The sequence below is a fragment of the Mycobacterium sp. PDNC021 genome (assembly GCF_048282635.1).
In the GTDB taxonomy this organism is placed as follows: domain Bacteria; phylum Actinomycetota; class Actinomycetes; order Mycobacteriales; family Mycobacteriaceae; genus Mycobacterium; species Mycobacterium llatzerense.
The window spans coordinates 3,659,378-3,685,245 of record NZ_CP182502.1; the positions used below are offsets into that span (position 1 = coordinate 3,659,378).

The 25,868-nt window shown below is 65.8% G+C and carries 27 protein-coding genes; 16 read left to right on the forward strand and 11 right to left on the reverse strand.

The genetic code is table 11. From position 1 onward, the window contains the following. The first annotated feature begins 18 nt into the window (after positions 1–18). Positions 19–993: a quinone oxidoreductase family protein gene (locus ACNO8X_RS17315; protein WP_418002010.1), complete on the forward strand. Its 975-nt coding sequence runs from the start codon at positions 19–21 to the stop codon at positions 991–993. A gap of 7 nt (positions 994–1,000) precedes the next feature. Here ACNO8X_RS17315 and ACNO8X_RS17320 read toward each other — a convergent pair whose 3' ends face one another. Both ACNO8X_RS17320 and ACNO8X_RS17325 read right to left on the reverse strand, forming a co-directional pair. Further along, a complete protein-coding gene (locus tag ACNO8X_RS17320) occupies positions 1,001–1,930 on the reverse strand; it encodes a DUF1254 domain-containing protein (RefSeq protein WP_418005939.1) in 930 nt (309 codons plus the stop codon). A gap of 33 nt (positions 1,931–1,963) precedes the next feature. Further along, positions 1,964–2,968, reverse strand: coding sequence for a heme o synthase (locus ACNO8X_RS17325; protein WP_418002011.1), 1,005 nt, complete (start codon positions 2,966–2,968; stop codon positions 1,964–1,966). Positions 2,969–3,196: 228 nt separating this feature from the next. On the opposite strand from ACNO8X_RS17325, the gene tkt reads away from it, so the two are divergent. From tkt to ACNO8X_RS17365, 8 genes are all read left to right on the forward strand, one after another. After that, positions 3,197–5,290, forward strand: coding sequence for a transketolase (gene tkt / locus ACNO8X_RS17330; RefSeq protein WP_418002012.1), 2,094 nt, complete (start codon positions 3,197–3,199; stop codon positions 5,288–5,290). 24 nt (positions 5,291–5,314) lie between these two features. Continuing rightward, positions 5,315–6,424 (forward strand): transaldolase, encoded by a 1,110-nt coding sequence (gene tal / locus ACNO8X_RS17335; RefSeq protein WP_418002013.1) that lies wholly within the window; start codon positions 5,315–5,317, stop codon positions 6,422–6,424. Beyond that, entirely contained in the window at positions 6,421–7,980 is a 1,560-nt protein-coding gene (gene zwf / locus ACNO8X_RS17340; RefSeq protein WP_418002014.1) for a glucose-6-phosphate dehydrogenase, read from the forward strand. Before tal ends, zwf begins: the two co-directional genes overlap by 4 nt. Beyond that, complete coding sequence (gene opcA / locus ACNO8X_RS17345; RefSeq protein WP_418002015.1) at positions 7,977–8,888, forward strand: glucose-6-phosphate dehydrogenase assembly protein OpcA; 912 nt, start codon at positions 7,977–7,979, stop codon at positions 8,886–8,888. Before zwf ends, opcA begins: the two co-directional genes overlap by 4 nt. Next, positions 8,881–9,615: a 6-phosphogluconolactonase gene (gene pgl, locus ACNO8X_RS17350; RefSeq protein ID WP_418002016.1), complete on the forward strand. Its 735-nt coding sequence runs from the start codon at positions 8,881–8,883 to the stop codon at positions 9,613–9,615. Before opcA ends, pgl begins: the two co-directional genes overlap by 8 nt. Before the next feature lie 2 nt (positions 9,616–9,617). Beyond that, positions 9,618–9,986 carry an ATPase gene (locus tag ACNO8X_RS17355; RefSeq protein ID WP_071287259.1) on the forward strand — a complete coding sequence of 123 codons (369 nt, stop codon included), beginning with the start codon at positions 9,618–9,620 and terminating at the stop codon, positions 9,984–9,986. A gap of 306 nt (positions 9,987–10,292) precedes the next feature. Further along, a complete protein-coding gene (locus ACNO8X_RS17360; RefSeq protein ID WP_418005940.1) occupies positions 10,293–11,528 on the forward strand; it encodes an integrase core domain-containing protein in 1,236 nt (411 codons plus the stop codon). 275 nt (positions 11,529–11,803) lie between these two features. Then, positions 11,804–13,039: an integrase core domain-containing protein gene (locus tag ACNO8X_RS17365; protein ID WP_418005940.1), complete on the forward strand. Its 1,236-nt coding sequence runs from the start codon at positions 11,804–11,806 to the stop codon at positions 13,037–13,039. 36 nt (positions 13,040–13,075) lie between these two features. Here ACNO8X_RS17365 and ACNO8X_RS17370 read toward each other — a convergent pair whose 3' ends face one another. Both ACNO8X_RS17370 and ACNO8X_RS17375 read right to left on the reverse strand, forming a co-directional pair. Beyond that, positions 13,076–13,339, reverse strand: coding sequence for a hypothetical protein (locus tag ACNO8X_RS17370; protein ID WP_418002017.1), 264 nt, complete (start codon positions 13,337–13,339; stop codon positions 13,076–13,078). A gap of 42 nt (positions 13,340–13,381) precedes the next feature. Continuing rightward, on the reverse strand, positions 13,382–14,767 hold the full coding sequence (locus ACNO8X_RS17375) for an IS256 family transposase (RefSeq protein WP_418002018.1): 1,386 nt from the start codon (positions 14,765–14,767) through the stop codon (positions 13,382–13,384). Between the two features lie 98 nt (positions 14,768–14,865). Here ACNO8X_RS17375 and ACNO8X_RS17380 point away from each other — a divergent pair, with 98 nt between their 5' ends. The 6 genes from ACNO8X_RS17380 to ACNO8X_RS17405 all read left to right on the forward strand — a co-directional run bounded on the left by ACNO8X_RS17380 (position 14,866) and on the right by ACNO8X_RS17405 (position 17,776). Further along, on the forward strand, positions 14,866–15,981 hold the full coding sequence (locus ACNO8X_RS17380) for a DUF222 domain-containing protein (protein WP_418002019.1): 1,116 nt from the start codon (positions 14,866–14,868) through the stop codon (positions 15,979–15,981). Between the two features lie 336 nt (positions 15,982–16,317). Next, positions 16,318–16,770, forward strand: coding sequence for a hypothetical protein (locus ACNO8X_RS17385; RefSeq protein ID WP_418002020.1), 453 nt, complete (start codon positions 16,318–16,320; stop codon positions 16,768–16,770). Between the two features lie 65 nt (positions 16,771–16,835). Then, the gene (locus tag ACNO8X_RS17390) at positions 16,836–17,009 is read left to right on the forward strand and encodes a CsbD family protein (RefSeq protein WP_418002021.1); all 174 of its coding nucleotides are present in this window, start codon (positions 16,836–16,838) and stop codon (positions 17,007–17,009) included. Positions 17,010–17,054: 45 nt separating this feature from the next. Continuing rightward, positions 17,055–17,213 (forward strand): DUF6131 family protein, encoded by a 159-nt coding sequence (locus ACNO8X_RS17395; RefSeq protein WP_020100591.1) that lies wholly within the window; start codon positions 17,055–17,057, stop codon positions 17,211–17,213. A gap of 128 nt (positions 17,214–17,341) precedes the next feature. Then, entirely contained in the window at positions 17,342–17,542 is a 201-nt protein-coding gene (locus ACNO8X_RS17400; protein WP_133764763.1) for a hypothetical protein, read from the forward strand. A gap of 66 nt (positions 17,543–17,608) precedes the next feature. Beyond that, a complete protein-coding gene (locus ACNO8X_RS17405; protein WP_418002022.1) occupies positions 17,609–17,776 on the forward strand; it encodes a hypothetical protein in 168 nt (55 codons plus the stop codon). Between the two features lie 19 nt (positions 17,777–17,795). Here ACNO8X_RS17405 and ppc read toward each other — a convergent pair whose 3' ends face one another. The 4 genes from ppc to secG all read right to left on the reverse strand — a co-directional run bounded on the left by ppc (position 17,796) and on the right by secG (position 22,113). Beyond that, positions 17,796–20,603: a phosphoenolpyruvate carboxylase gene (gene ppc, locus ACNO8X_RS17410; protein ID WP_418002023.1), complete on the reverse strand. Its 2,808-nt coding sequence runs from the start codon at positions 20,601–20,603 to the stop codon at positions 17,796–17,798. Positions 20,604–20,654: 51 nt separating this feature from the next. After that, entirely contained in the window at positions 20,655–21,038 is a 384-nt protein-coding gene (locus tag ACNO8X_RS17415; RefSeq protein ID WP_418002024.1) for a hypothetical protein, read from the reverse strand. After that, the gene (locus tag ACNO8X_RS17420; protein ID WP_418005941.1) at positions 21,035–21,643 is read right to left on the reverse strand and encodes an MspA family porin; all 609 of its coding nucleotides are present in this window, start codon (positions 21,641–21,643) and stop codon (positions 21,035–21,037) included. Before ACNO8X_RS17420 ends, ACNO8X_RS17415 begins: the two co-directional genes overlap by 4 nt. Positions 21,644–21,876: 233 nt before the next feature. Continuing rightward, complete coding sequence (secG, locus tag ACNO8X_RS17425; RefSeq protein ID WP_133764757.1) at positions 21,877–22,113, reverse strand: preprotein translocase subunit SecG; 237 nt, start codon at positions 22,111–22,113, stop codon at positions 21,877–21,879. A 112-nt stretch (positions 22,114–22,225) separates the two neighbouring features. On the opposite strand from secG, the gene ACNO8X_RS17430 reads away from it, so the two are divergent. Then, positions 22,226–22,615 carry a hypothetical protein gene (locus ACNO8X_RS17430; RefSeq protein ID WP_418002025.1) on the forward strand — a complete coding sequence of 130 codons (390 nt, stop codon included), beginning with the start codon at positions 22,226–22,228 and terminating at the stop codon, positions 22,613–22,615. 48 nt (positions 22,616–22,663) lie between these two features. Here ACNO8X_RS17430 and tpiA read toward each other — a convergent pair whose 3' ends face one another. The 3 genes from tpiA to gap are packed head-to-tail and all read right to left on the reverse strand — an operon-like array spanning position 22,664 to position 25,728. Next, on the reverse strand, positions 22,664–23,449 hold the full coding sequence (gene tpiA / locus ACNO8X_RS17435; protein ID WP_418002026.1) for a triose-phosphate isomerase: 786 nt from the start codon (positions 23,447–23,449) through the stop codon (positions 22,664–22,666). 3 nt (positions 23,450–23,452) lie between these two features. Beyond that, a complete protein-coding gene (locus ACNO8X_RS17440; RefSeq protein ID WP_418002027.1) occupies positions 23,453–24,679 on the reverse strand; it encodes a phosphoglycerate kinase in 1,227 nt (408 codons plus the stop codon). A gap of 29 nt (positions 24,680–24,708) precedes the next feature. Next, positions 24,709–25,728, reverse strand: a complete 1,020-nt coding sequence (gap, locus tag ACNO8X_RS17445; protein ID WP_418002028.1) for a type I glyceraldehyde-3-phosphate dehydrogenase — start codon at positions 25,726–25,728, stop codon at positions 24,709–24,711. Between the last annotated feature and the right edge of the window lie 140 nt (positions 25,729–25,868).

Consider the following 25,868-nt stretch of genomic DNA (forward strand, 5'->3'; position numbering starts at 1 on the left):
GTTGGAATGATAGGTGTCATGCACGCCATTGAAGTCGCCGAACTCGGCGGTCCGGAAGTCCTGTCCTTCGTCGAACGTCCCGAGCCCACCCCTGGTCCGGGTGAAGTCCTGATCAAGGCTGAGGCCATCGGCGTCAACTTCATCGACACCTACTTCCGCTCCGGGTTGTACCCGCGTCCGGTGCCCTACATTCCGGGCCAGGAGGTCTGCGGAACCATCACCGCCGTCGGCGACGACGTCGCGGCGCTGGCCGTCGGCGACCGGGTGGTCACCGCCGCGGCGGACGGCACTTACTCCGAATACTGCGTCGCGCCAGCCGATTACGTGGCCTACGTGCCCGACGGCGTGGAACCCGAGGTCGCCGCCGCGGCCCTGCTCAAGGGCATGACGGCCCACTACCTGATCAAGTCGACCTACCCCGTGCAGCAGGGCGACACGGTGCTGCTGCACGCCGGCGCCGGCGGCGTCGGGCTGATCCTGACCCAGTGGGCCACCAGCATGGCGGTGCGCGTCATCACCACGGTCTCCAACAGCGACAAGGCTGCGCTCTCGCGGCAGGCCGGCGCCATCGAGGTGCTGGACTACCCCGACGATCCCGCCGAGTTCGGCGCCAAAATCCGTGAACTCACCGACGGCAACGGCGTCGCCGCGGTGTACGACGGAGTGGGCGCCTCCACCTTCGAGGCGAGCCTGGACAGCCTTGCGGTGCGGGGCACCCTCGCACTGTTCGGCGCATCCAGCGGCCCGGTGCCGCCGATCGATCCACAGCGCCTGAACAGTGGTGGGTCCCTGTTCCTGACCCGGCCGACGCTCGCGCATTACACCCGCAACACCGACGAGTTCTCCTGGCGGGCAGGCGAACTGCTGCAGGCCATCTCCGATGGCACCCTCAACGTGACGGTGAGCCAGCGTTACCCGCTGGCCGACGCCGCTCGCGCACATGCCGACCTGCAGGCTCGCCTGACCGTCGGCTCGGTGGTGCTGGTGCCCTAGACCTGTCCTAGACCGGCTCGGCCACCGGGAACGTCCAGCTGCCGTCGAGGATCTCGGGGCGCGGCCGGTACAGCCGGACGGTGTAGTTCCAGCCCGGGGTGATCGGCAGCAGGTTGGGACCGTCGGCGCCGCCGAACTGAATGGTTGTCGAACCGTCCGCGTACTTGACGGCGGTGATGTTGTTCAGCGAGTAGGCGTTCTGGTCGTTGGCGGTGAAGTAGCCATCCTTGTTGTAGACAGTGACCGACCAGAAGCCGTCCACCGGAACGTCTTTGACGGTGAGCCGGTGCACCATGGTGCCGTCGTTCTGCGGCGGCACCACGGTCAGGTAGAACGCGTCACGTGCGGGGTTGCCGCCCCAGGCATTGGCTGACCCGATCAGGTGGCGCACGGGCTCGGTGTCGGCGGCGGTGCCGAACATGCCCTTGGTGTCCGGCAGCGTGGTGGCCAGCGTGACGAGCGCGTCGCGCACCGTCTTCTGACTGACGGGGTCCCACTGCGGTACGTCGAAGCTGCCGGGCGCATCCTGAGCGACCGTGACGGCGTCCTGCAGCGCGTGCACGGCAGCCACGTCGGCGGCGTCGTCGGGGTCGACCAACGTACGGATCGCCGCGGCCACATAGCGCGTACCTACCCCATCGCGGGTCAGGGTCACCGCGGCCGGCGCGTACACAACCTGGGTTGTGTAGTGGTCCTCGCTGATTACCTGGAGCGACATGAACCGGCCCGCACTGTCGGGCAAGGCGACGGTGACGGGCCCGGCGTCGAGGTCGAATACCGCAGCCGAATAGAGGGTGTCGCGGTTCTGCCGGATGACCAACTGATTGTCGAGCGGACTCAGCTCACGAATGTGGTGCAGCGCCGCGAAGCCGCCGTCCTTGACGAAGTTGCCGAAGTAGAGATCCGATTCGGCGCGGGCGAAGTTGTCAGGGCTCACCAATTGGGGCATGCCCCAAAACTAGCGGGTCCGTCAGCGGCCGAACACCATCGGCAGCGCGAGGGCCGAGTCGACGGCGAGCGCGCAGAACACCACGGCGAGGTAGTTGTTCGACTGCAGGAACAGGCGCAGCGGCTTCACCGGCTCGCCGCGCTTCACGCCGGAGTACAGCTGGTGCGCCATCACCAGGAACCACACGCCGGCGACGAGCGCGACGCCCGCGTACAGCCAGCCGGTGGCGAACGCCAGGGCGAGCGTGGTGATGACGGTCGCCCAGGTGTAGATCAGGATCTGCCTGGTGACCTCGCGCTCGGTGGCCACGACGGGCAGCATCGGCACCCCGGCTGCCTCGTAGTCCTCCTTGTAGCGCATGGCCAGCGCCCAGGTATGCGGCGGCGTCCAGAAGAAGATGATCAGGAACATCACCAGCGCCGGCCACGCAATGGTGCCGGTGACCGCAGACCAGCCGATCATCACCGGCATGCAGCCGGCCGCGCCACCCCACACCACGTTTTGCGAGGTGCGGCGCTTCAGCAGCAGGGTGTAGACGAACACGTAGAAGGCGATGGTCGCCAGGGCCAGCAGGCCCGACAGCAGATTCGAGGTGCGCCACAGCCACAGGAACGACGTGACGGTCAGCACCAGGCCGAAGATCAGCGCGTTCCGGGTGGGTACCGTCGCCCGGGCCAGTGGCCGGCGGGCCGTGCGCTTCATCACCTTGTCGATATCGGCGTCGGCGACACAGTTCAGGGTATTGGCGCCGGCGGCTGCGAGCATGCCGCCGAACAAGGTGTTCAGGATCAACAGCGGCTGGATCGGACCTTGGCTGGCCACCAAGTCGAAGCGGTGGGCAAGCAGCATCGCCGGGATTGTCGTCACCAGCAGCAGTTCGATGACTCGCGGCTTGGTGAGGGCGATGTAGGCCAGCAACGTGTCCCGAACCCGGTTCGGCGACTTGGTGGCTGACTCGTCAGACGCCGCAGCTCCGGGACCGAAACCGTGCGCCCCGTGGACAGAACGGCGCTCGCGAATGCTCACGCAGATATCTCCTCGGATGTCACGGCCGCGCAGCCTCTACTACAGACGATGGTAGACCGGCTACCTGAGTGCTCGACACCGCAGGGTGGTTTCAGGTGAACAGAAACCCAATCGCGGACAGGCCAAAGGTGAAGCGGTCTGCACCGCACGAGCGGCGCGCACTAGGGTAGTCATGCAGCTCGCTTGCGATGTGCCGAGCCCGAGACGTCCCTCAGTAGGAGTGCGCCCGTGACCACAGTCGAAGAGATTTCTGAACTCACCCGCCCGCAGCACCCGGGCTACTGGACCGAGTTGGACTCGGCCGCCGTCGACACCGTGCGGGTGCTGGCCGCGGATGCGGTTCAGAAGGTCGGAAACGGCCATCCCGGAACCGCGATGAGCCTGGCCCCGCTGGCCTACACGCTGTTCCAGCGCCAGATGCGCCACGACCCGTCGGACACCCATTGGATCGGCCGCGACCGCTTCGTCCTGTCCTGTGGGCATTCCAGCCTGACGCTGTACCTGCAGCTGTACATGGGCGGCTTCGGCCTCGAGCTGGCCGACATCGAAGCCCTGCGCACCTGGGGTTCGCTGACCCCGGGCCACCCCGAGTACGGCCACACCAAGGGCGTGGAAATCACCACCGGCCCGCTGGGCCAGGGCCTGGCCTCGTCGGTCGGCATGGCGATGGCCGCCCGGTACGAGCGTGGGCTCTTCGATCCCGACGCCGCGCCGGGTGAGAGCCCGTTCGACCACTTCATCTACGTCATCGCCTCAGACGGTGACATCGAAGAAGGCGTGACCAGCGAGGCGTCGTCGCTCGCCGGCACCCAGCAGCTCGGCAACCTGATCGTGCTGTGGGACAACAACAAGATCTCTATCGAGCACGACACCAACATCGCGCTGTCCGAGGACACCTGCGCCCGGTACCGCGCCTACGGCTGGCATGTCCAGGAGGTCGACGGCGGCGAGAACGTCACCGGGATAGAAGAGGCCCTGGCGGCCGCGCGTGCCGTCACGGACCGGCCGTCGTTCATCTCGGTGCGCACGATCATCGGCTACCCCGCCCCCACCAAGATGAACACCGGTGGCGTGCACGGCTCGGCGCTGGGCGCCGACGAGGTCGCGGCCACCAAGAAGGTGCTCGGCTTCGACCCGGACAAGAGCTTCGACGTCAAGCCTGAGGTCATCGAGCACACCCGCGAGCTGGTCGTCCGCGGCAAGAAGGCGCACGACGAGTGGCAGGTCGGGTTCGAGGCGTGGGCCGCCAAGGAGCCCGAGCGCAAGAAGCTGCTGGACCGGCTGCACGCCGGCGAACTGCCCGAGGGCTGGGACGCCGACCTGACGTACTGGGAGCCGGGCAGCAAGGCCGTCGCCACCCGCGCCGCGTTCGGCAAGGTGCTCAACGACGTCGCCACCAAGCTGCCCGAATTGTGGGGCGGCTCAGCCGATCTCGCGGGCAGCAACAACACCACCATCAACGGGGTCAAGTCGTTCGGCCCGCCGTCGATCTCGACCGAGGACTACACCGCCGACTGGTACGGCCGGGTGCTGCACTTCGGCATCCGCGAGCACGCCATGGGCTCGATCCTCAACGGCATCGTGCTGCACGGCCCGACGCGTCCGTTCGCCGGCACCTTCCTGCAGTTCGCCGACTACATGCGTCCGGCGGTGCGCCTGGCCGCGCTGATGAACATCGACCCGATCTATATCTGGACGCACGACTCCATCGGTCTGGGTGAGGACGGCCCGACGCACCAGCCGATCGAGCACCTGGCCGCACTCCGCGCGATCCCGAACCTGTCGGTGGTCCGTCCCGCCGACCCCAACGAGACCGCGTACACCTGGCGCACCATCCTGCAGCGCACCCACGGCAACAACCCGACCGGTTTCATCCTGACCCGTCAGGGCGTTCCCGTTCTGGAGGGCACTTCCGCTGAGGGCGCCGCCAAGGGTGGTTACGTACTCGGCGGCGGCAACCCCACCGACGACGCCGACGTCATCATCATCGCGACCGGCTCCGAGGTGCAGCTGGCCGTCGAGGCTCAGAAGCTGTTGGCGGACAAGGACATCGTCGCCTACGTGGTGTCGATGCCGTGCCTCGAGTGGTTCGAGGCGCAGCCCAAGGAATACCGGGACGCGGTGCTGCCGCCGGACGTCTCGGCACGAGTTGCGGTCGAGGCGGGCATCGCCCAGCCTTGGCACAAGCTGGTCGGTGACACCGGCGAGATCATCTCGATCGAGCACTACGGCGCATCGGCCGACGACAAGACCCTGTTCCGGGAGTTCGGCTTCACCGCGGACGCGGTGGTTGCTGCCGCGGAACGCTCACTCGATAACTAGAACCGTCGACAGAGGAGCATTCAGATGACTCAGAACCCGAACCTCGCGGCGCTGAGCGCCGCCGGTGTCTCCGTGTGGCTCGATGACCTGTCCCGTGAGCGGCTGCAGACCGGAAACCTGCAGCAGCTCATTGACACCCGCAGCGTTGTGGGCGTCACCACCAACCCGTCGATCTTCCAGGCCGCGCTCACCTCGGGCACTGCCTACGACGAGCAGGTGCGTGAACTCGCCTCGCGCGGTGCCGATGTCGACGCGGTGATCCGCAGCGCGACCACCGATGACGTCCGCAACGCCTGCGACGTGCTGGCCAAGGCCTACGAGGCCTCCGGCGGCGTCGACGGCCGGGTGTCCATCGAGGTCGACCCGCGGCTGGCGCACGACACCGACAAGACGATCCTGCAGGCCATCGAGCTGTGGAAGATCGTCGACCGGCCGAACCTGCTGATCAAGATTCCGGCGACGCTGGCGGGCCTGCCCGCGATCACCGCGGTGATCGCCGAGGGCATCTCGGTCAACGTCACCCTGATCTTCTCGGTGGACCGCCACCGCGCCGTGATGGACGCCTACCTGACGGGTCTGGAGAAGGCCCGCGAGGCCGGCCACGACCTGTCCAGAATCCATTCCGTCGCTTCGTTCTTCGTGTCCCGCGTGGACACCGAGATCGACGCCCGCTTGGAGAAGCTCGGCGGCTCGGCGCTCGGTCTGCGCGGCAAGGCCGGCGTCGCCAACGCCCGTCTCGCGTACGCGGCCTACGAGCAGGTCTTCGGCGGTCCGCAGTTCGCGAACCTCAAGGCTGAGGGTGCCCGGGTGCAGCGTCCGCTGTGGGCCTCGACCGGCGTGAAGAACCCGGACTACTCGGACACGTTGTACGTCACCGAACTGGTGGCCGCCGACACCGTGAACACCATGCCGGAGAAGACCATGGAGGCGGTCGCCGACCACGGTCAGGTCACCGGGGACACCATCTCCGGGACGGCCGCGGCTTCGCAGGTCGTGTTCGACGAGCTCTCGGCCGTCGGCATCGACCTGGACGACGTGTTCAACCTCCTCGAAGTCGAGGGCGTGGACAAGTTCGAGAAGTCCTGGGGCGAACTGCTAGAGGCGGTGCAGGGCCAACTCGACGCACTGAAATGAGCGACTGCAGCGGGCGGCCGGCGGACTGGGTGAACCCCCTGCGGGACAAGCGCGACAAGCGCATGCCGCGCATCGCCGGCCCATGCGCGGTGGTGATCTTCGGCGTCACAGGCGATCTCGCCCGGAAGAAGCTGATGCCGGCGATCTACGACCTGGCCAACCGTGGACTGCTGCCGCCGTCGTTCGCCCTGGTCGGGTTCGCGCGGCGGGACTGGGCCGACGAAGACTTCGGTCAGGTCGTCCACGACGCGGTGAAGCAACACGCCCGTACCCCCTTCCGCCAGGAGGTGTGGGATCGCCTCGCCGAGGGGTTCCGGTTCGTGCAGGGGACCTTCGACGACAATGCTGCGTTCGAACGGCTGCGCGAGACGTTGCGCAAACTCGACGAGGAGCGTGGCACGGGCGGCAATCACGCGTTCTACCTGTCGATTCCGCCCAACGCGTTTCCGCAGGTCTGTGAGCAGCTGTCGACATCGGGCCTGGCCAACAAGTCCGACGGGTCCTGGAGCCGGGTCGTCATCGAGAAGCCGTTCGGCCATGACCTCGCCAGTGCCGAGGCACTCAACGGTGTGGTCAACAGCGTGTTCCCGGAGTCGTCGGTTTTCCGTATCGACCACTACCTGGGCAAGGAAACCGTCCAGAACATCCTGGCCCTGCGCTTCGCCAACGAGTTGTTCGAGCCGGTATGGAACGCCCACTACGTCGACAGTGTGCAGATCACCATGGCCGAGGACATCGGGCTCGGCGGCCGCGGCGGCTACTACGACGGTGTCGGCGCAGCCCGCGATGTCATCCAGAACCACCTGCTGCAGCTCCTGGCGTTGACTGCGCTGGAAGAGCCGGTGAACTTCTCCCCCCGCGCGCTGCAGGCCGAGAAGATCAAGGTGCTGTCGGCGACGCGGCTGGCCGAACCGCTCGATGAGACCACCGCGCGCGGTCAGTACGCCGCCGGCTGGCAGGGCGGGCAGAAGGTGGTCGGTCTGCTGGACGAGGAGGGCTTCTCGAAGACGTCCACCACCGAGACGTACGCCGCGATCACCGTCGAGGTGGACACGCGCCGCTGGGCCGGTGTGCCGTTCTATCTGCGTACCGGAAAACGGTTGGGCCGCAGGGTCACCGAGATCGCGCTGGTGTTCAAGAGGGCCCCACATCTGCCGTTCGATACCACGATGACCGACGAGCTCGGACAGAACGCGCTGGTGATCCGGGTGCAACCCGATGAGGGCATCACCTTGCGATTCGGTTCCAAGGTGCCAGGCCACCTCATGGAAGTCCGCGACGTCAGCATGGACTTCTCGTATGGTTCGGCTTTCGCCGAGGATTCCCCCGAGGCCTACGAGCGGCTGATCCTCGACGTGCTGCTCGGCGAGCCATCCCTGTTCCCGGTGAATGCCGAAGTCGAGTTGTCGTGGAACATTCTCGACCCCGCGCTGGAACATTGGGCCACGCAGGATAAGGCCGGTGGACGGCCCGAGGCCTACGAGGCAGGTACCTGGGGACCGGATTCGGCGTTCGAGATGCTGCGGCGGACCGGCCGCGAATGGAGGCGGCCATGATTCTCGATCTGCCCGACACCGATACCGGTGCCATCAACAGGAAGATCGTCGCGCTGCGCGAAGAAGGCGGCGCCGTCACCCTCGGCCGCGTCCTGACATTGGTGGTGGCACCCGACACCGAGGCCATCTTGGAAGAGGCGATCGAGGCCGCCAACACCGCGAGCCGCGAACACCCGTGCCGCGTGATCGTCGTGATCCCGGGCGACCGTCTGGCCACCGAAGCCCGCCTCGATGCCCAGCTACGCGTGGGTCGCGATGCCGGCGCCAATGAGGTTGTGGTCCTTCGCCTTTCGGGCCCACTGGCCGGCCACGCGAGCAGCGTCGTGATGCCGTTCCTGCTACCCGATACGCCTGTGGTCACCTGGTGGCCCGACGTGGCACCGGCAGTGCCGGCGGCCGATCCGCTCGGCAAGCTGGCGATCCGCAGGATCACCGACGCAACCAACGGCGAGGACCCGCTGGCGTGCATCAAGAGCCGGCTGGCCGGATACACCTCGGGCGATACCGATCTGGCCTGGAGCCGGGTGACCTACTGGCGGGCGCTGCTCGCCGCCGCCCTGGACCAGGCACCGTATGAACCGATCAGTGAAGCGCTGGTATCGGGCCTGAAAGACGAACCCGCACTGGACATTTTGGCCGGTTGGCTGGCGGCCTGCATCGACGGGCCGGTCACGCGCGCGGTCGGCGATCTCAAAGTCGTGCTCACCCGGCCCACCGAGACCATCACGTTGAGCCGGCCACAAGCCGGTGTCACCGCTTCGCTCACCCGCACCGGCCGGCCGGAGGCCCGAATTCCCCTGGCACGCAGGGAAGCACGCGATTGCCTCGCCGAAGAGATGCGCCGGCTCGACGCCGACGAGATCTACCATCGCGCCCTGATGGGCCTGGACAAGGTCGTTTATGTCTGAGCAGATCATCGAAAAGTACTCCGACGCAGATACTTTGGTGACCGCAGTGGGCGACCGCCTCGTTGCGGCCATCAACGGCGCCATCGAGGCCCGCGGCGTGGCCTATATCGTGCTGACCGGCGGCGGTACCGGCATCAAGCTGCTCAAGCATGTCGGCGGGCATCCGATCGACTGGGCCAAAGTGCACCTGTTCTGGGGCGACGACCGCTACGTCCCGGCCGACGATGCCGACCGGAACATCAAGCAGGCCCGGGAAGCGCTGCTGGATTCCGTTGCCATTCCGGCCGACAACGTGCACGCGATGGCCGCCAGCGATGGCGAATTCGGTGACGACATCGACGCCGCGGCTGCCGCCTACGCAGGCGAGCTGGCCGCCGTGTCCGGAAACGGCGCGTCCACACCAGAATTCGACGTGCACCTGCTGGGCATGGGCGGCGAGGGTCACGTCAACTCACTGTTCCCGCACAGCGACGCGGTCCGCGAGACCGCGCGGTACGTCGTCGCCGTCACCGACTCCCCCAAGCCGCCGCCGCGACGGATCACTCTGACCCTGCCCGCTGTCCGCCGCTCCCGTCAGGTGTGGCTGGTCGTGGCCGGCGCCGAGAAGGCCGATGCGGTGGCTGCCGCGGTCGGTGGCGCTGCCGCAGATGACATTCCAGCGGCCGGCGCAATCGGCACCGAGGCAACCGTGTGGTTGCTCGACGCGGCCGCGGCGGCGAAACTGTAGCCATGGTCGACAAAGGCGATGGCCGGACCCGTCCGGTCGGCGGCCGCATCCGGACGCTTACGCAGGCGGCGCTGAACGCCGACGTCACGGTCTCCCAGGTCGATGCACTGCTGGTCGACATGGAAGGCACGCTGGCCACCCTCAGCGGGCTGACCGACAACCTCGACACGACGATGTCGCGGTTCAACGAGACCATCACCCAGATCGACGAACTCGCGCCCCGCATTTTTGGAGTCGTCGATCGGATGGAGGCGATCGTGACGCGCGTCGAGGCCATCGTCGGCGTCGCCGAGACGGTGCTGTCGCCCATCGCGGTCACCGAGAATGCGGTGCGTGGCGTGCTGAAATCCGTTCGCGGTTGGGCTCCGTAGCGCGCCCGCTGCCTAACCACGACAGTCTTTGGGCACAGACCAACAGCATTCCGAGACGCCGTTTAGGTCGCGAATTTCACCGCCATCCGCGCAACGCCCAAAAAACTTTGGTCACTTCGTTTGCGCTGGTCACGATAGGTAACTAGCGGCTCATTCGTCACAGCTGTTATGTCTCAGGACATCGGTGACAGTTCTGCATCAAGACATCGGTGACAGTTTGAGTGTTCTTGGTGGTGACAGTTCTATCGCCTTGAGGCTCGGTGGGTGGCTGTCAATGAACCGATCGATCCTCGTGTCCGTCTGGCGATCTCGCAGTGGCCCGATGACGCGCCTCGCGGGGCGGTCTCGACGTTCTGCGCCGAGCACAGCATTTCCCGGAAGTCGTTCTACGTGTTGCGTAACCGTGCCAAGAACGATGGTCAGGCGGCGGTGCTCGAGCCCAGGACCCGACGACCGAAATCGAGCCCGTCGGAGTTGAGTGGTGAGGTCAAGAAACAGGCCATCGGGGTACGTGCGGCACTGGAGCAGTCCGGACTCGATCACGGGCCGATCAGCGTGCACGAGAAGATGCGCACGATGGGCCTGGCCCAGGTCCCGTCGACGGCGTCGCTGGCACGCATCTTCCGCGAGGCCGGGGTAGCCCGCGTGGAGCCGAAGAAGAAGCCGCGCTCATCGTGGCGCCGGTTCGTGTATCCGGCCCCGAATGCGTGCTGGCAACTGGACGGCACCGAGTACGTTCTGGCTGGTGGTCGCACATGCGTGATCCTGCAACTGATCGATGACCACTCCCGCTACGCCGTCGGCTCCCACGTGGCCTGCAGCGAGACCGCCGAAGCGGCGATCGCCGTGTTCGATAAGGCCGTCGCCAATCATGGTGTGCCCCAACGACTGCTATCTGATAACGGAGCGGCGCTGAACCCGACACGGCGCGGACACCACGGCCGACTCGTCGCCCACGTGGGCACCCTGGGGGTGGAGGCCATCACCGGCAAGCCCTACAAGCCGACCACCCAGGGCAAAAACGAACGCTTCCATCAAACGCTGTTCCGCTACCTGGACAAGCAGCCGCTCGCCGAATCGCTTGAGCAACTGCAGGCCCAGGTCGATGAGTTCGACCACATCTACAACACCGAGCGCCCGCACCAGGGACTGCCTGGGCGCGTCACACCCTCGACCGCGTGGGAGGCCACCCCTAAAGCCGACCCACCCCGCCCCAAGCCCGATCGGCCACTATTCGACCGGCCCGCGCCACGCCCGAGGCCCACACCGCCGGCGCCGGTAGACCTGCCCGCAGGCACTCGCCTCAGATCGGTGAGCACCGCAGGCACCATCACGCTGAACTACGTGAGCTACATGGTCGACACGCACCGAGCCTTTGAGAAAGTGCTTGTGGTCAGCATCGACAACGCGATCATCATCACCGACCTACTCGGTGAGGTCCTCGCCGAACACACCCGACCCGCACCCGGAGTCAGGTACGTCGGCAACGGCAGACCCCGTGGTGGCCGCCCCAAAAACACCGAACTGTCACCGACGTCCTGACACATCAACTGTCACCGATGTCTTGATGCAGAACTGTCACCGATGTCTTGATACATCACATCATTCGTCACAGCGACTTGTCGGTGGTTCGAACTAGTGTTCGATGTGTGGGGTTCACCGATCCGGCCGTCATTGTTATGTCTCAGGACATCGGTGACAGTTCTGCATCAAGACATCGGTGACAGTTTGAGTGTTCTTGGTGGTGACAGTTCTATCGCCTTGAGGCTCGGTGGGTGGCTGTCAATGAACCGATCGATCCTCGTGTCCGTCTGGCGATCTCGCAGTGGCCCGATGACGCGCCTCGCGGGGCGGTCTCGACGTTCTGCGCCGAGCACAGCATTTCCCGGAAGTCGTTCTACGTGTTGCGTAACCGTGCCAAGAACGATGGTCAGGCGGCGGTGCTCGAGCCCAGGACCCGACGACCGAAATCGAGCCCGTCGGAGTTGAGTGGTGAGGTCAAGAAACAGGCCATCGGGGTACGTGCGGCACTGGAGCAGTCCGGACTCGATCACGGGCCGATCAGCGTGCACGAGAAGATGCGCACGATGGGCCTGGCCCAGGTCCCGTCGACGGCGTCGCTGGCACGCATCTTCCGCGAGGCCGGGGTAGCCCGCGTGGAGCCGAAGAAGAAGCCGCGCTCATCGTGGCGCCGGTTCGTGTATCCGGCCCCGAATGCGTGCTGGCAACTGGACGGCACCGAGTACGTTCTGGCTGGTGGTCGCACATGCGTGATCCTGCAACTGATCGATGACCACTCCCGCTACGCCGTCGGCTCCCACGTGGCCTGCAGCGAGACCGCCGAAGCGGCGATCGCCGTGTTCGATAAGGCCGTCGCCAATCATGGTGTGCCCCAACGACTGCTATCTGATAACGGAGCGGCGCTGAACCCGACACGGCGCGGACACCACGGCCGACTCGTCGCCCACGTGGGCACCCTGGGGGTGGAGGCCATCACCGGCAAGCCCTACAAGCCGACCACCCAGGGCAAAAACGAACGCTTCCATCAAACGCTGTTCCGCTACCTGGACAAGCAGCCGCTCGCCGAATCGCTTGAGCAACTGCAGGCCCAGGTCGATGAGTTCGACCACATCTACAACACCGAGCGCCCGCACCAGGGACTGCCTGGGCGCGTCACACCCTCGACCGCGTGGGAGGCCACCCCTAAAGCCGACCCACCCCGCCCCAAGCCCGATCGGCCACTATTCGACCGGCCCGCGCCACGCCCGAGGCCCACACCGCCGGCGCCGGTAGACCTGCCCGCAGGCACTCGCCTCAGATCGGTGAGCACCGCAGGCACCATCACGCTGAACTACGTGAGCTACATGGTCGACACGCACCGAGCCTTTGAGAAAGTGCTTGTGGTCAGCATCGACAACGCGATCATCATCACCGACCTACTCGGTGAGGTCCTCGCCGAACACACCCGACCCGCACCCGGAGTCAGGTACGTCGGCAACGGCAGACCCCGTGGTGGCCGCCCCAAAAACACCGAACTGTCACCGACGTCCTGACACATCAACTGTCACCGATGTCTTGATGCAGAACTGTCACCGATGTCTTGATACATCACAGATCCGGCCGTCATCGAGGAGGCCTACGCCGACCTCGAAGCTGACACCGCCCGGATCGCGTCCCTGGACTTCAGCGGGTTGAGTGTGCGGGAGTTGCTGGAGTTGCAGTCCCGCCGGGAAACGATGCGGTGCGCCGCCGAAGCGGTCGATCACCGCATCCTCGCGGCCCTGGTAGCCCAAACCACCCCGAAAGAAATCGGCGGGAAAAACTGGCCCGACGTGCTGCGCATCCGGCTGCACATCAGGAGCTTGTCAAGATTTTTGTGTATGAGTGGCGGTCATTTAGTAGATGTAGGGCTCTAGTCGGTCTGGGTAGTTAAGGACGAGGGCGGCCAGTGCGTGTTTCCAGCCGACGACGATGGCGCCTTCGACGAGGCGGTCTGTCCGTTTGTTGTCGCGAGGTGCCAGTCGCTCGCGCTGACGGACGCGTTCTCGGGCCCGTTTGTCCTCGATGTTGCAGATCGCCAGCCACAAAAGCTTCACTGCCGCTTGATCGTTGGGGAAATGCCCACGGTTCTTGATGATCTTGCGGAGTTGGTAGTTCAGCGATTCGATCGCGTTGGTGGTGTAGATGATTTTGCGGACCGCGGGTGGGAACGCCAGAAACGGGGTGAACCGTTCCCAGGCCGATTCCCAGGCCCGAACTGCGGTGGGATACTTCTGCCCCCACGCTGAGCCGGCGAACTCGTGCAAAGCGGTTTCAGCAGCATCGATGGTGGGTGCGGTGTAAATGCCACGCAGTGCGGCGGCCACTGGTTTGCGATCGCCGTAGGCGACAAAACGCATCGAGGCCCGGATCAGATGCACGGTGCACGTTTGAACAATGGTCTGCGGCCACGTCGCGGCGATCGCGTCACCGAAACCGGTCAACCCGTCCACACAGGCGATGAGCACATCCTTGACGCCACGATTGGCCAGTTCAGCGCATACACCGGCCCAAAACTTCGCCCCCTCGGTGGGCTGAACCCAAATCCCCAGGACATGGCGGATACCGTCGATATCGATGCCAACGGCGATGTGAGCAGCTTTATTGCGGACCTGGTTGCCGTCGCGGATTTTGATCACCAAGGCGTCCAGATAGACGATCGGATACATCGGGTCTAGCGGTCGGTGTTGCCATTCGAGGACCTCCTCGAGCACCGAATCGGTGATCTTGCTGATCGTTTCCCGCGAGATCTCGGTCCCGATCGTGGTGGCTAGGTGATGTTCGATATCGCGGATGGTCATGCCGCCGGCGTAGAGACTGATGATCATCGAATCCAGTCCGCCCACGCGCCGCGACCCTTTGGGGACCAGCATCGGGATGAAGCTGCCGTCGCGATCACGCGGGATCGCCAGCGTCACATCACCAACCTCACTGGCCACTGTCTTGGCGCTAAAACCGTTGCGGGAGTTGGGTAACACCCGACCGACGGGATCTCCCTTGTCATAGCCCAGATGGCTGGACAGCTCGGTCTGCAGGCCTCGCTCGAGGACCGCTTTGACCATCTCCTGCAGAAAGCCACCCTCGCCGGTCAACTGCAGCTCACCGGCGTCGATCTTGGCCAGTACCTCATCGAAACCGCCCGCGGCCTTCAACTCCTCGAACGCCTGCCGGCCCGAAACCAACCGGTCCGCATCATCATCGTCTTCGCCGTCAGCGGCCTGACTGTCCTGCCGAACAACCATGGACATCATCGTGCTCCATCTGGCTCATGCAGCTCCTACACAAACCATCTGACAGGTCCCACATCAGCGCCAAGGAAGCCCGCCGGCGGGTTAGGGATATGGAGCACCTCGCACCCCGCACCGGACTGACCGGAGAAGTGTTGCCGCCACGGTGGGAGGAGGCGGCCCGGGCCCAAGCCGCTGGGGCCATCAACACCGAACACCTCGAGGTAATCGGCAACTTCATCGCCAACCTACCGAACTGGGTCGATCCGGCCACCACCACCCAGAGTGAGCAGACCCTGGTCGCCGGAGCCCGGCATCAGACCCCCGAGGAACTGCGGGCCGCGGCCAACAAACTGCTCTACGAACTCGACCAGGACGGGCCCGAACCCGACGACACCGAACGCCAGCGCAAACGCGGCATCACCCACGGCAACCAACGCTCCGATGGGACCAGCGAAGTGTCCGGCACCCTCACCCCCGAAGCGCGCACCTACTGGGACGCGATCTACGACAAGTACGCCGCCCCCGGCATGTGCAACCCCGCCGACCAAGTGCCGTGCATCTCCGGAACGCCGACCGCCGAACAGATCGCGAACGACACCCGCACCCTCGCCCAACGCCAACACGACGTGCAGATGTGGGTCGCCCGCCTCGCCCTGACCTCCGGGATGCTCGGCGAACACAACGGCCTCCCCGTCACCGTGGTGGCGACCGCGACCGTCGCCGACCTGGAACGAGGCGCCGGAGTCGCCATCACCCACACCGGCTCCAAACTCCCCATCCGGGACCTGATCCGCATGGCCGGTCACGGTGCGCACCACTACCTGACGGTGTTCGACCAGCACAGCAGCATTCCGCTGTATCTGGCCCGGGCCCGCCGCACCGCATCACCGGGCCAGCGCCTCGCCCTGTTCGCCGCCCACCTGGGCTGCACCCGACCCAACTGCACCGCCCCCGCCTCCCGCAGCCAAGCCCACCACCTGATCCCGTGGAAACACGGCGGAGCCACCGACATCACCAACCTCACCCTGGCCTGCGGCCCCGACAACCGCCTCGCCGACACCGGCGGCTGGACCACCACCACGGGCCCCCACGGCCGCACCCACTGGACCCCACCACCACTCCTCGACGTCGGCCAACCAAGAACCAACCAATACCACCACCCCACCCTCTACCCCACCGAGGAAAAAGGCGGTGGCGATGGCGAAAGTGACAGTCCCACAAGCTAACCCGGCGCCCAATGGCGCTTCGCGACACGGTGCCTGGGGGTCGCCGAGCACGCGGTCGGCCGATGAACTGTGCGGCAGGCAAATACGGCGTAGCGCGCCGCGACCCGCTCATTGCACCGCAGTTCTTGCGATGAACTGACCGCCGTTGCCCGCGCTCGCCGCCGTTGCCGACGCTCGCCGCTGCGGTCCGCACCTCGCCTCGCGCCTACTACCGCATCACCGAAGAGGCTGGTCAGCTCCTCGCGACAATGTAGTTCAATGCTGTAGCTCTACACTGTTGACAGCAGTGCCAAAGGGGGCGTGTACTGGACTTCTAGCAGTATCAGAGGTGCCACCATGATCGTCATCATTGGACTAGTCGTACTGCTCGTGGCGATGATCGCAGGATTCGCCGGTGTGCTCACCAACGCAGGGGCCGCCCACCCACTGACCGAGAACTTCTCCCTCTTGGGCTATCACGTCACCGGGTCGACCGGCACGGTATTCCTGTTCGGAATCGTGGTCGGCGCAGTGGCAATGCTAGGTCTTGCCGTGTTACTGGCAGGCGCACGGCGCACCGCGGGGCGCGGGCGAGATGCCCGACACCAGCTCAAGGATTCCCAACGCGAAACGGCGTTTCTCAACCAGGAGCGCGACCAACGGCTCGAGCATCGACAGGCCGAAACCAGCACCGGATCACCGGTGAGCCGCCAACGAACAACGTTGGGGCGCAGCAGGATTCCCTTCCTCGGACGCTGGTCACGCGGTCTACGACCTGCGGCGACCGCGCATGTCGACAGGCCACGGTAACGCCCACCTGCGATCACAAACGTCCGCCGCAGTCGCGGCGTAACCAAGAAGGAAGGCGACAGCCAATGAGCATCACCAAAACACTGGCCAACAAGGCCGAGGCCGCCAAAGGCGTCCTGAAGAAGCTCATCGGGCAGAGCACCGGCAACACCCGGCTGCGCACCGAAGGCCGCGTCGATCAGTTCAAAGGCAACGCCAAACAGGCCGGCTCCCACATCAAAAACGCTTTCAAACCCTAGCCAGCTATCCCCCAACCATGTCGGCATCGAAACGAGGTATTCGCCATGATCGTCGCCGGAATCGTCCTCATCATCGCTGGAATGCTGCTCAACACCAACCTGCCCCTGGTGCCCATCGGGGTCGTCCTTCTCGTCATCGGCTTGGTATTGATGGCCATGGGACGGATGGGACGCCCCGCGTTCGGCCGCCGCCACTACTACTAGCGCTGGCCGGCAACACGTCTCGCCGATGGTGATTCACCGCGGCGTGGGCACGACGCGACCGCCTACCACTGCCAAGTGACGCGACTCCCCGCAGTCGCCGCCCGGCCGAACGTCAGAGGAGACACATCATGCGATACGCAGGGCTATTGGTAGTCCTATGGCTGGTCATCGGCGCCTTCGCCACTGGCCAACGCGGCTACTTCACCCACGCCGAACAGAACTGCGCCAGCGTGGGGACCATCGCGGTCACCGTGATCGCAGGACCACTCAACTACCTGGGTGTCAATCCGAAGGTGACGAACTGTGTTGTGCCCCAGCCAAGTTCGTGACAACCGTGGCTCAGGTCCGAACGATCTGAAGCTCGGTGCCCTACTCAACCACTCCAAGAAGCCAGCATGATCATCAGCACCCAGACATTGATCGTCGTCATCGCGATCGCAGCCATCGTCTTACTCATCGCTCTCGGGGCGATGTTGATGAAAAAGAGCATTCTCCTGCTTGTCAAAGGCCGGGCAAACCGGCCGACGCGCGCCGCCCACCACCGCTCGACGCCGTTCCTCTAACGGCTGGCCGAAGTCGGCGCTACCCGCTGTTGCGCAGCGCGGTGGCCAACCCGCTCATGGTCAGCAGGATGCCGCGTTGCACGAGTTCGTCGTCGTCGCCTGACCGGTAGCGACGCAGCAGCTCGACCTGCAGGTGGTTCAGCGGCTCGAGGTAGGGGAACCGGTTGAACACCGACCGTGCCAGGGCCGGGTTGTCGGCGAGCAGGTCATCGTGCCCGGTGATCAGAGCGTGCATCCGGATGGTGCGCTCGTGCTCGGCAGCGATCTTGTCGAACACCCGATGGCGCAGCGCCTCGTCGTCTACGAGCTCCGAATACCGCGCTGCCAAGCCGAGATCCGACTTGGCCAGCACCTGCGCCATGTTGGACAGCACGGTCCGGAAGAACGGCCACTTCGCATACAGGTCCTGCAGCACCGCGAGGCCGCCGTCGGTGGTCTCGATGAATTCCTCGAAGGCCGTCCCGGTGCCGTACCAACCGGGCAGCATGACCCGCGACTGGCTCCAGGCCAGCACCCAGGGGATGGCCCGCAGATCGGCGATCGACGTGGTCGGCTTGCGCGATGTCGGGCGACTCCCGATGTTGAGCGCACCGATCTCGCTGACGGGCGTCGACGCCTTGAAGTACTCGACGAATCCTGGTGTGTCGTGGACCAATTCGCTGTAGGCCCGCTGGGCCCGCGCGGCGAGGTCGTCCAGCACGTCGTAGGCAGGTGCTGCCGCGTCGCCGAGCCCTTCGACGTCGAGCAGGGTCGACTCCAGGGTCGCGGCCAGCAGGGTCTCCAGATTTCGATGTGCGGCATGCGGTTCGGCGTATTTGGCGGCGATCACCTCGCCCTGCTCGGTGATCCGCAACGAGCCCCTGACCGCACCGGGTGGCTGCGCGAGAATCGCGTCGTAGCTCGGGCCACCGCCACGGCCGACGGTGCCGCCGCGACCGTGGAACAGCCGCAGCCGAATACCGGTCTTGCGGGCTGATTCCACGAGATCGAGCTCGGCGCGGTACAGCGCCCAATTGGCCGCCAGGTAACCGCCGTCCTTGTTCGAATCGGAGTAGCCCAGCATCACCTCCTGGTGGTCGCCGCGGACGGTGACGATCGAGCGGTACAGTGGAATGGCAAGGGCCGCTTCCAGAATCGACGATCCGCGTTGCAGGTCGTCGATGGTCTCGAACAGCGGCACGATGCCCACCGGGCTGTACGGTTCGGGTCCGGCCGCGTCCAGCAGGCCTGCTTCTTTGAGCAGCACCGCAGCTTCCAAGAGGTCGGACACCGACTGGCACATCGAGATGATGTAGTTCGGAACGGCCGGCGGCCCGAAGACCTCGACCGCCCGGGCTGCCGCGGCGACGATGTCCAGTTCCTTGCGCGCCAGCTCCGACAGCTCGGCGTCACGGCTCACCAACGGCCGGCGGGTGGACAGTTCGGTGACCAGAACGGCGACGCGTTCGTCTTCCGGCAGCGATGCGTAGTCGGGATGCACGCCGGCCCACGCCAGCAGCTCGGCAACCACCTGCTCGTGCACTTCGGAGTTCTGCCGCAGATCCAAGCCACACAGGTGAAAACCGAAGACCCGCACAGACTCTCGCAATCGGGCCAGCCGGTCGTCGGCCAGCACACTGGTGCCGCCTGCACGCAGCGAGGCATCGATGACGTCCAGGTCGGCCAGCAGCTCGGCCGGCGAGGTGTATTGCGGCAGCCCGAGGTCCAGCTCGTGTTCGGGTTGCCGGTCGAGGACCTCGGCGGCGGTGGCCGTCAGGCGTCCGCGGATCACGTGCAGCGCCTGACGGTACGGTTCATCGGCGTGTGCCGGTTCGGGATGCTGGTCGGCCACCGCCTGCAGCGCATCGCTGACGCGGACCAGCCGCGCCGACATGGACAGTTCGTGTTCCAGCGCAAGGAGTTCGGCGAAGTAACGGTCGAATGCGGTGTAGGCCGCGCTACCGGTGGCCAGCCGCACCACGTCGGCGGTGACGTTGGGGTTGCCGTCGCGGTCACCGCCGATCCACGAACCGGGCCGCAGGATCGGCGTCTCCAGCAGTTGAGCATCCGGCCAGCGCGCCTGCAGCGCGGTCCGCACGTCCGCGTTCACCTGCGGGATGACATCGAAGAACGCGGCCGGGTAATAGCGCAGACCGGTGGCGATCTCGTCTTGAATCTTCAACCGTGACAAGCGGATCAGCGCGGTCTGCCACAGGGTGAGGATGTGCCGGCGCAATTCGGTCTCGATGTCGCGGTCGTCGCGCGTCAGGGTGTGTCCGTGCAGCCGCATCCGCATCAGGTCGGTGATCCGGTTCTGGGTGTCGAAGATCGTGCGCCGCCGGGTTTCGGTGGGGTGAGCGGTGATCACCGGCGAGACCAGGGCGCCAAGCAGCGCGTCAGCGACGGCCGCCGCGTCCAATCCGCCGGCCTGATCCAGCTTGCGGTACGTCGCGGCCAGGCTGCTGTCCTGCGGCGGCTCACCCGCTGCCACGTGCACGGCGCGCCGCCGTTCGCGGTGGATGTCCTCCGCGACGTTGGCCAGCAGCGCGAAGTGGGTGAACGCCCGGATCACCGGGATGGCCTGATGAATGTCGATGCCGGAGAACAGCGCTGCCAGCTCCGCCCGATCGATCTCCGACCGGCGCACCCGGAACGATTCCACCCGTGCCCGTTCCACCAAGTCGAAGACGGCGTCGCCGTTCTGTTCGCGCACGGTGTCGCCGAGAATGGCGCCGAGCAGCCGGATGTCTTCGCGCATCGGTTCGGTGGCCTCACGGCCGAGTTCGGTGCGCTGAACCGATCCGATCGGCAGCAGCGCGGTGTCGGGGACGTTCGGAAGCTCTGCCATCACCTCAGTATCGACGGTGGACGCCGGTGCTGCAGGGCACGGCCGCCTGGTTCACGGCGAACCAACCGGGACGATCGGCGTTGACGACGTCGTCGTCGATGGATTCGTCGGCGGCGGCGCGGATGGTTTCTGCCCGTCCGGCAGCACAATCGGGGACACCGCGCTATCGCGGTTGTCGCCGCCACCCCCGCCGCTGCTGTCTGAATCCACGTTGGGTGGCCAATCCACCGCGGTCGGGGGCCAGGCCTTGGCCGACGAGCTACCGCCACCTGGTGGCGCACAACCCGATCCGGCGCCGAAGTCACCCGCGCCGGTGCAGTCCGCGCTTGCCTGCGGCGGAGAAACCGTGAGCCAAGCCGAGACCGCCCAGGCCACGACGCCGACCGCCGAGAGCCATCGGCGTCCGGATATGACAGGCATTCGCACGGCGCTCATAGCTGCAGGATGTCCCCGTACGCATTCACGCTGTCGTCGTTCTTGTCGGTGTCGATGGTCACCGTGGAGAAGAACCGGATGGCCACTGCCCCGCCGCAGGCGTCGACCTTGACGTGTGCGTCGTGCACGGTGATGCCACCGGTGCGGCCCTTCAGCGTTTTCTTCCCAAGCACCACGTTGGTGATGGTGCCCGGTAGCAGGTTCACCGAGACGTTGCCCTCCAGATCGGCGTACGGACCGATGGCATTCAGCACGTTTCCGCTGAATCCGGGGTTGATGCCGATGTCGGCATCGCCTCCGACGCTGGCGCCCTCGCTGAGGTCGACCTGGCAGCCCAGCTGCAAGCCCACGATCAACGTCCCGTTGTTGACCGCCGACGAGCCACTCCCGTCGATGGTGGCCTCGGCCCGGCCGGTGACGAACCCCTCGCGGGTGAAGGCCGTAGCAGCCATGTTGGGTACCGAGTTGACGGCCATCTGGGTGAGCGAAACCGCAAGGCGCCAACCGTCTTCGGTGTTGATGGCCTGCCGGACATCGGCGACGGGTAGCGGATCGGCTCGCGCCACCCCGCCGGCCAGGCCACCGGTTATCGAGAGCAGCGCCATCGCACCCGCGCCGATACGCACACGTTTCACCACAGACTCCGCCCGACGTAAGCGACCACTGTCCCGGCGACGCCGCCAGGTATCGAGGCGAGCGTAGGAGCCGGCGCTAAGCGCGCCCTGTCATCGGCATAAGTGCCAGCCCAGCACCGGCTGGACGCTTCCTGTCAGTGGCAGCGGCACAAACAAAACCGGCCACGCCTGACAGGCGTGGCCGGTTCGGAAAATCTGAGAATTTAGGCGCCGTACTTGATCTGCAGCGCGATGCCGACGATCGACACCAGCCAGATGCCGGTGATGAAGTACGTCAGGCGGTCCAGGTTCTTCTCCACGACGGTGGAGCCGGACAGGCTGGACTGCACGCCGCCGCCGAACAGCGTCGACAGACCGCCACCTTTGGCCCGGTGGAGCAACACCAGCAACACCACCAACAGGCTGGTGATGATCAACGTGATCTGCAGGGCCAAAATCATGACTCACAGCTTACCGGGTAGGGCCCCGTGCTCCTGCCGCGGACCACCGTCGGGCCGTCACCATGGTCGCAACTGCGTTGCTGGATTTGCCAGAAAATTCACAGATTCGGCGATGCCGGCCGCGGTGGCGGCGCACTATGAACAGATCAGCATCCACTACTCGGCCCCTTTGGAGGCCAACATGTCCGTCCTCAAATTTGCTTCAGCAGCTTTGCTGGCTGCCGCATTGGCGGTCACCACAGCACCGGTCTCGATCGCCGCACCCAGCGATGACACGTGGGACATCGAGGCGTACGACAACTGCATGAAAAAGACCGTCCGGAACGCCGACCTGTGCTGCATAGAGTCGGGAGGCATCCCCGGCATGGACCCCGAGACAGGCTGCCACGCGCCACCGGCGAAGGCTGCTGACGCACCGCTGACGACCACGACGACGAGGCCGCTACCCGGAGGAATCAACAGGGGCAACCTGCCGACCATGGTGTTGGAGCCGGCCAACTAGGGCCGGCCCCCTCACCGCTGCGTCAGGGCAGCTGTCCAATTCGCCGTTTCACGGCAGCGGCCCACCCGCGGCGATCGCCGACAGCATCGCGAACTGCTCGCCGTCGAGCGACGCACCGCCGACCAGCGCACCGTCGATGTCCGGCTTCGCAACCAGCTCGCCGACGTTCTTGGCGTTGACCGAGCCGCCGTAGAGCACGCGCACGGTCGCGGCGATCTCGGGCGACGCCAGTTCGGCCAGGGTCGAGCGGATGGCCGCACACACCTCCTGGGCATCCCCGGCACTGGCCACCCGGCCGGTGCCGATGGCCCAGACGGGTTCGTAGGCGATCACGACCTGGCTGATCTGCTCGGCGGAGAGCCCGGCCAGCGAGCCTGTGAGCTGGCCGGTGCAGTGCTCGACGTGGTTGCCGGCCTCGCGGATGTCCAGTCCCTCGCCGATACACACGATCGGGGTCAGGCCGTGCTTGAGCGCGGCCTTCGCCTTGGCGGCGACGAGGGCGTCGTCCTCGTGGTGATAGGTCCGGCGCTCGGAGTGCCCGACGACGACGTACGTGCAGCCCAGCTTGGCCAGGAACGCGCCACTCACCTCACCGGTGTAGGCGCCGGAGTCATGCTGGGACACGTCCTGGGCGCCGTATGTGAGCAGGAGCTTGTCGCCGTCGACCATCGTCTGCACGCTGCGCAGGTCGGTGAACGGCGGCAGGACGGTGACGTCGACCTTGGCGAAGTACTTGTCCGGCAAGGCGAATGCGATCTTCTGCACCAGTCCGATGGCCTCGAAGTGGTTGAGGTTCATCTTCCAATTGCCGGCGATGAGCGGCTTGCGTGCCATGTCCTACGACTCCAGTACTTCGATGCCCGGGAGCGTCTTGCCCTCGAGGTACTCCAGCGACGCGCCGCCACCGGTCGAGATGTGGGAGAAGCCGTCCTCCGCGAGTTCGAGCTGACGCACCGCGGCCGCCGAGTCGCCGCCACCGACGACGCTGAACGCGCCCTTGGACGTGGCGGTGATGATGGCCTCGGCGACGCCCTTGGTGCCGTCGGCGAAGGCCGGGAATTCGAAGACGCCCATCGGGCCATTCCAGAACACGGTCTTGGCGTTGGACAGCAGCGCGGTGAAGCGTTTGACCGACTCCGGGCCGATGTCCAGGCCCATCTTGCCGTCGGGGATGCGGTCGGAGGCCACGGTCTCCGGTTCGGCATCGGCGGCGAACTTGTCCGCCACGACGATGTCGACGGGGAGGTGGATGACGTCGGCGTAGGTGTCCAGCAGGCGCTTACAGGTGTCGATCATCTCCTCCTGCAGCAGCGAGGTACCGACCGAAAGCCCTTGGGCCGCAAGGAAGGTGAAGCACATGCCGCCGCCGATGACAATGCTGTCGGCCTTGGTGGCGAGGTTCTCGATGACCGCGAGCTTGTCGGAGACCTTCGAACCACCGAGCACGACGGCATACGGCCGCTCGGTCGAGCTGGTCAGCTGCTCGAGCACCTTGACCTCGGTGGCCACCAGCGTGCCCGCGTAGTGCGGCAGGATGCCGGCGACGTCGTACACCGAAGCCTGCTTGCGGTGCACCACCCCGAAGCCGTCGGAGACGAACGCGCCCGGCGAGCCGTCGGGGCCCTCCACCAGAGCCGCCAGCTCACGGGCCAGGGCCGCACGCTCGGCGTCGTCCTTGCTGGTCTCGCGCGGGTCGAAGCGGATGTTCTCCAGCAGCAGCACATCACCGTCGGTCAGACCCTCGGCGCGGGCAAGCGCATCGGTGCCGACGACGTCACCGGCGAGCTGGACGTGCCGGCCCAGCTTCTCCCCCAGCGCCGCGGCGACCGGCGCGAGCGAGAACTTGGGGTCCGGTCCACCCTTGGGCCGGCCCAGGTGCGCGGTGATGACGACCTTGGCGCCGGCGTCGGCCAGCGCGGCCAGCGTCGGCACGGAGGCGATGATCCGGCCGGCATCGGTGATGTTGCCGTCATCGTCGAGCGGGACGTTGAGGTCGGAACGGACCAGAACGCCCCGCCCCTGTACACCTTCGCCCAACAGCTCATCGAGGGTCTTGATGCTCATACCTGTCTTTCTGTTGCTTCACTTGCGATCTACAGCGATTTGCCGACCAGTGCGGTCAGGTCGGCGATGCGGTTGGAGTAGCCCCATTCGTTGTCGTACCACGAGACGACCTTGGCTTGGTTGTCGATGACCTTGGTCAGTCCGGCGTCGAACAGTGAACTGTGCGGGTCGGTGACGATATCGGACGACACGATCGGCGCGTCGTAGTACTTGAGGATCCCCGTCAACGGGCCTTCGGCGGCAGCCTGCATCGCCGCGTTGATCTCCGCTGCCGACGCCGATTTGCCGAGTTCGACGGTCAGGTCGGTGACCGAACCGGTGGGCACCGGCACCCGCAACGCATACCCATCCAACTTGCCCTTGAGCTCGGGGAGCACCAGACCGATGGCCTTGGCCGCCCCAGTGGACGTGGGCACGATGTTGATCGCCGCCGCCCGCGCCCGACGCAGATCCTTGTGCGGTCCGTCCTGCAGATTCTGATCCTGCGTATAGGCGTGGATGGTCGTCATCAAGCCTTTGACGATGCCGAACTCGTCATTGAGCACCTTGGCGATCGGCCCCAGACAGTTCGTGGTGCACGAGGCGTTGGAGATGATGTTCTGGCTGCCGTCGTACTTGTCATCGTTGACACCCATCACGATGGTGATGTCCTCACCGGTCGCCGGCGCCGAAATGATCACCTTCTTGGCCCCGGCCTCCAGATGCCCCCGAGCTTTGGCGGCGTCGGTGAAAATCCCGGTCGACTCCACCACGATGTCCACCCCCAAATCACCCCACGGCAACGCCGCCGGACCCTCCCGAACCGCCAGGGCCTTGATCTTGGCATCACCGATCACCAGGGTGTCGCCATCGACCCGCACGTCATAGGGCAACCGGCCCAGGATCGAATCGAACTTCAACAGATGAGCCAGCGCGTCGGTCGAGGTCAGGTCATTGACCGCCACGATCTCCAGATCGGTGTTGATGCCCGCCGCTTTTTGCGCGTCCAGAGCGCGGAAGAAGTTACGCCCGATGCGTCCGAAGCCATTGACGCCGATCCGAATAGTCACTGCTGTACTCCCTCGCCGGTAATCCTGGACAGGTCATGCGGTGAATCCTCAGCCAGCCTAGTGCTGTGATGAATTCCACGTCGGACTCCGACGTGCGCCGCGCGCGTCGGGTCCGACCCCTGTCCGGTGATCACCGGTCG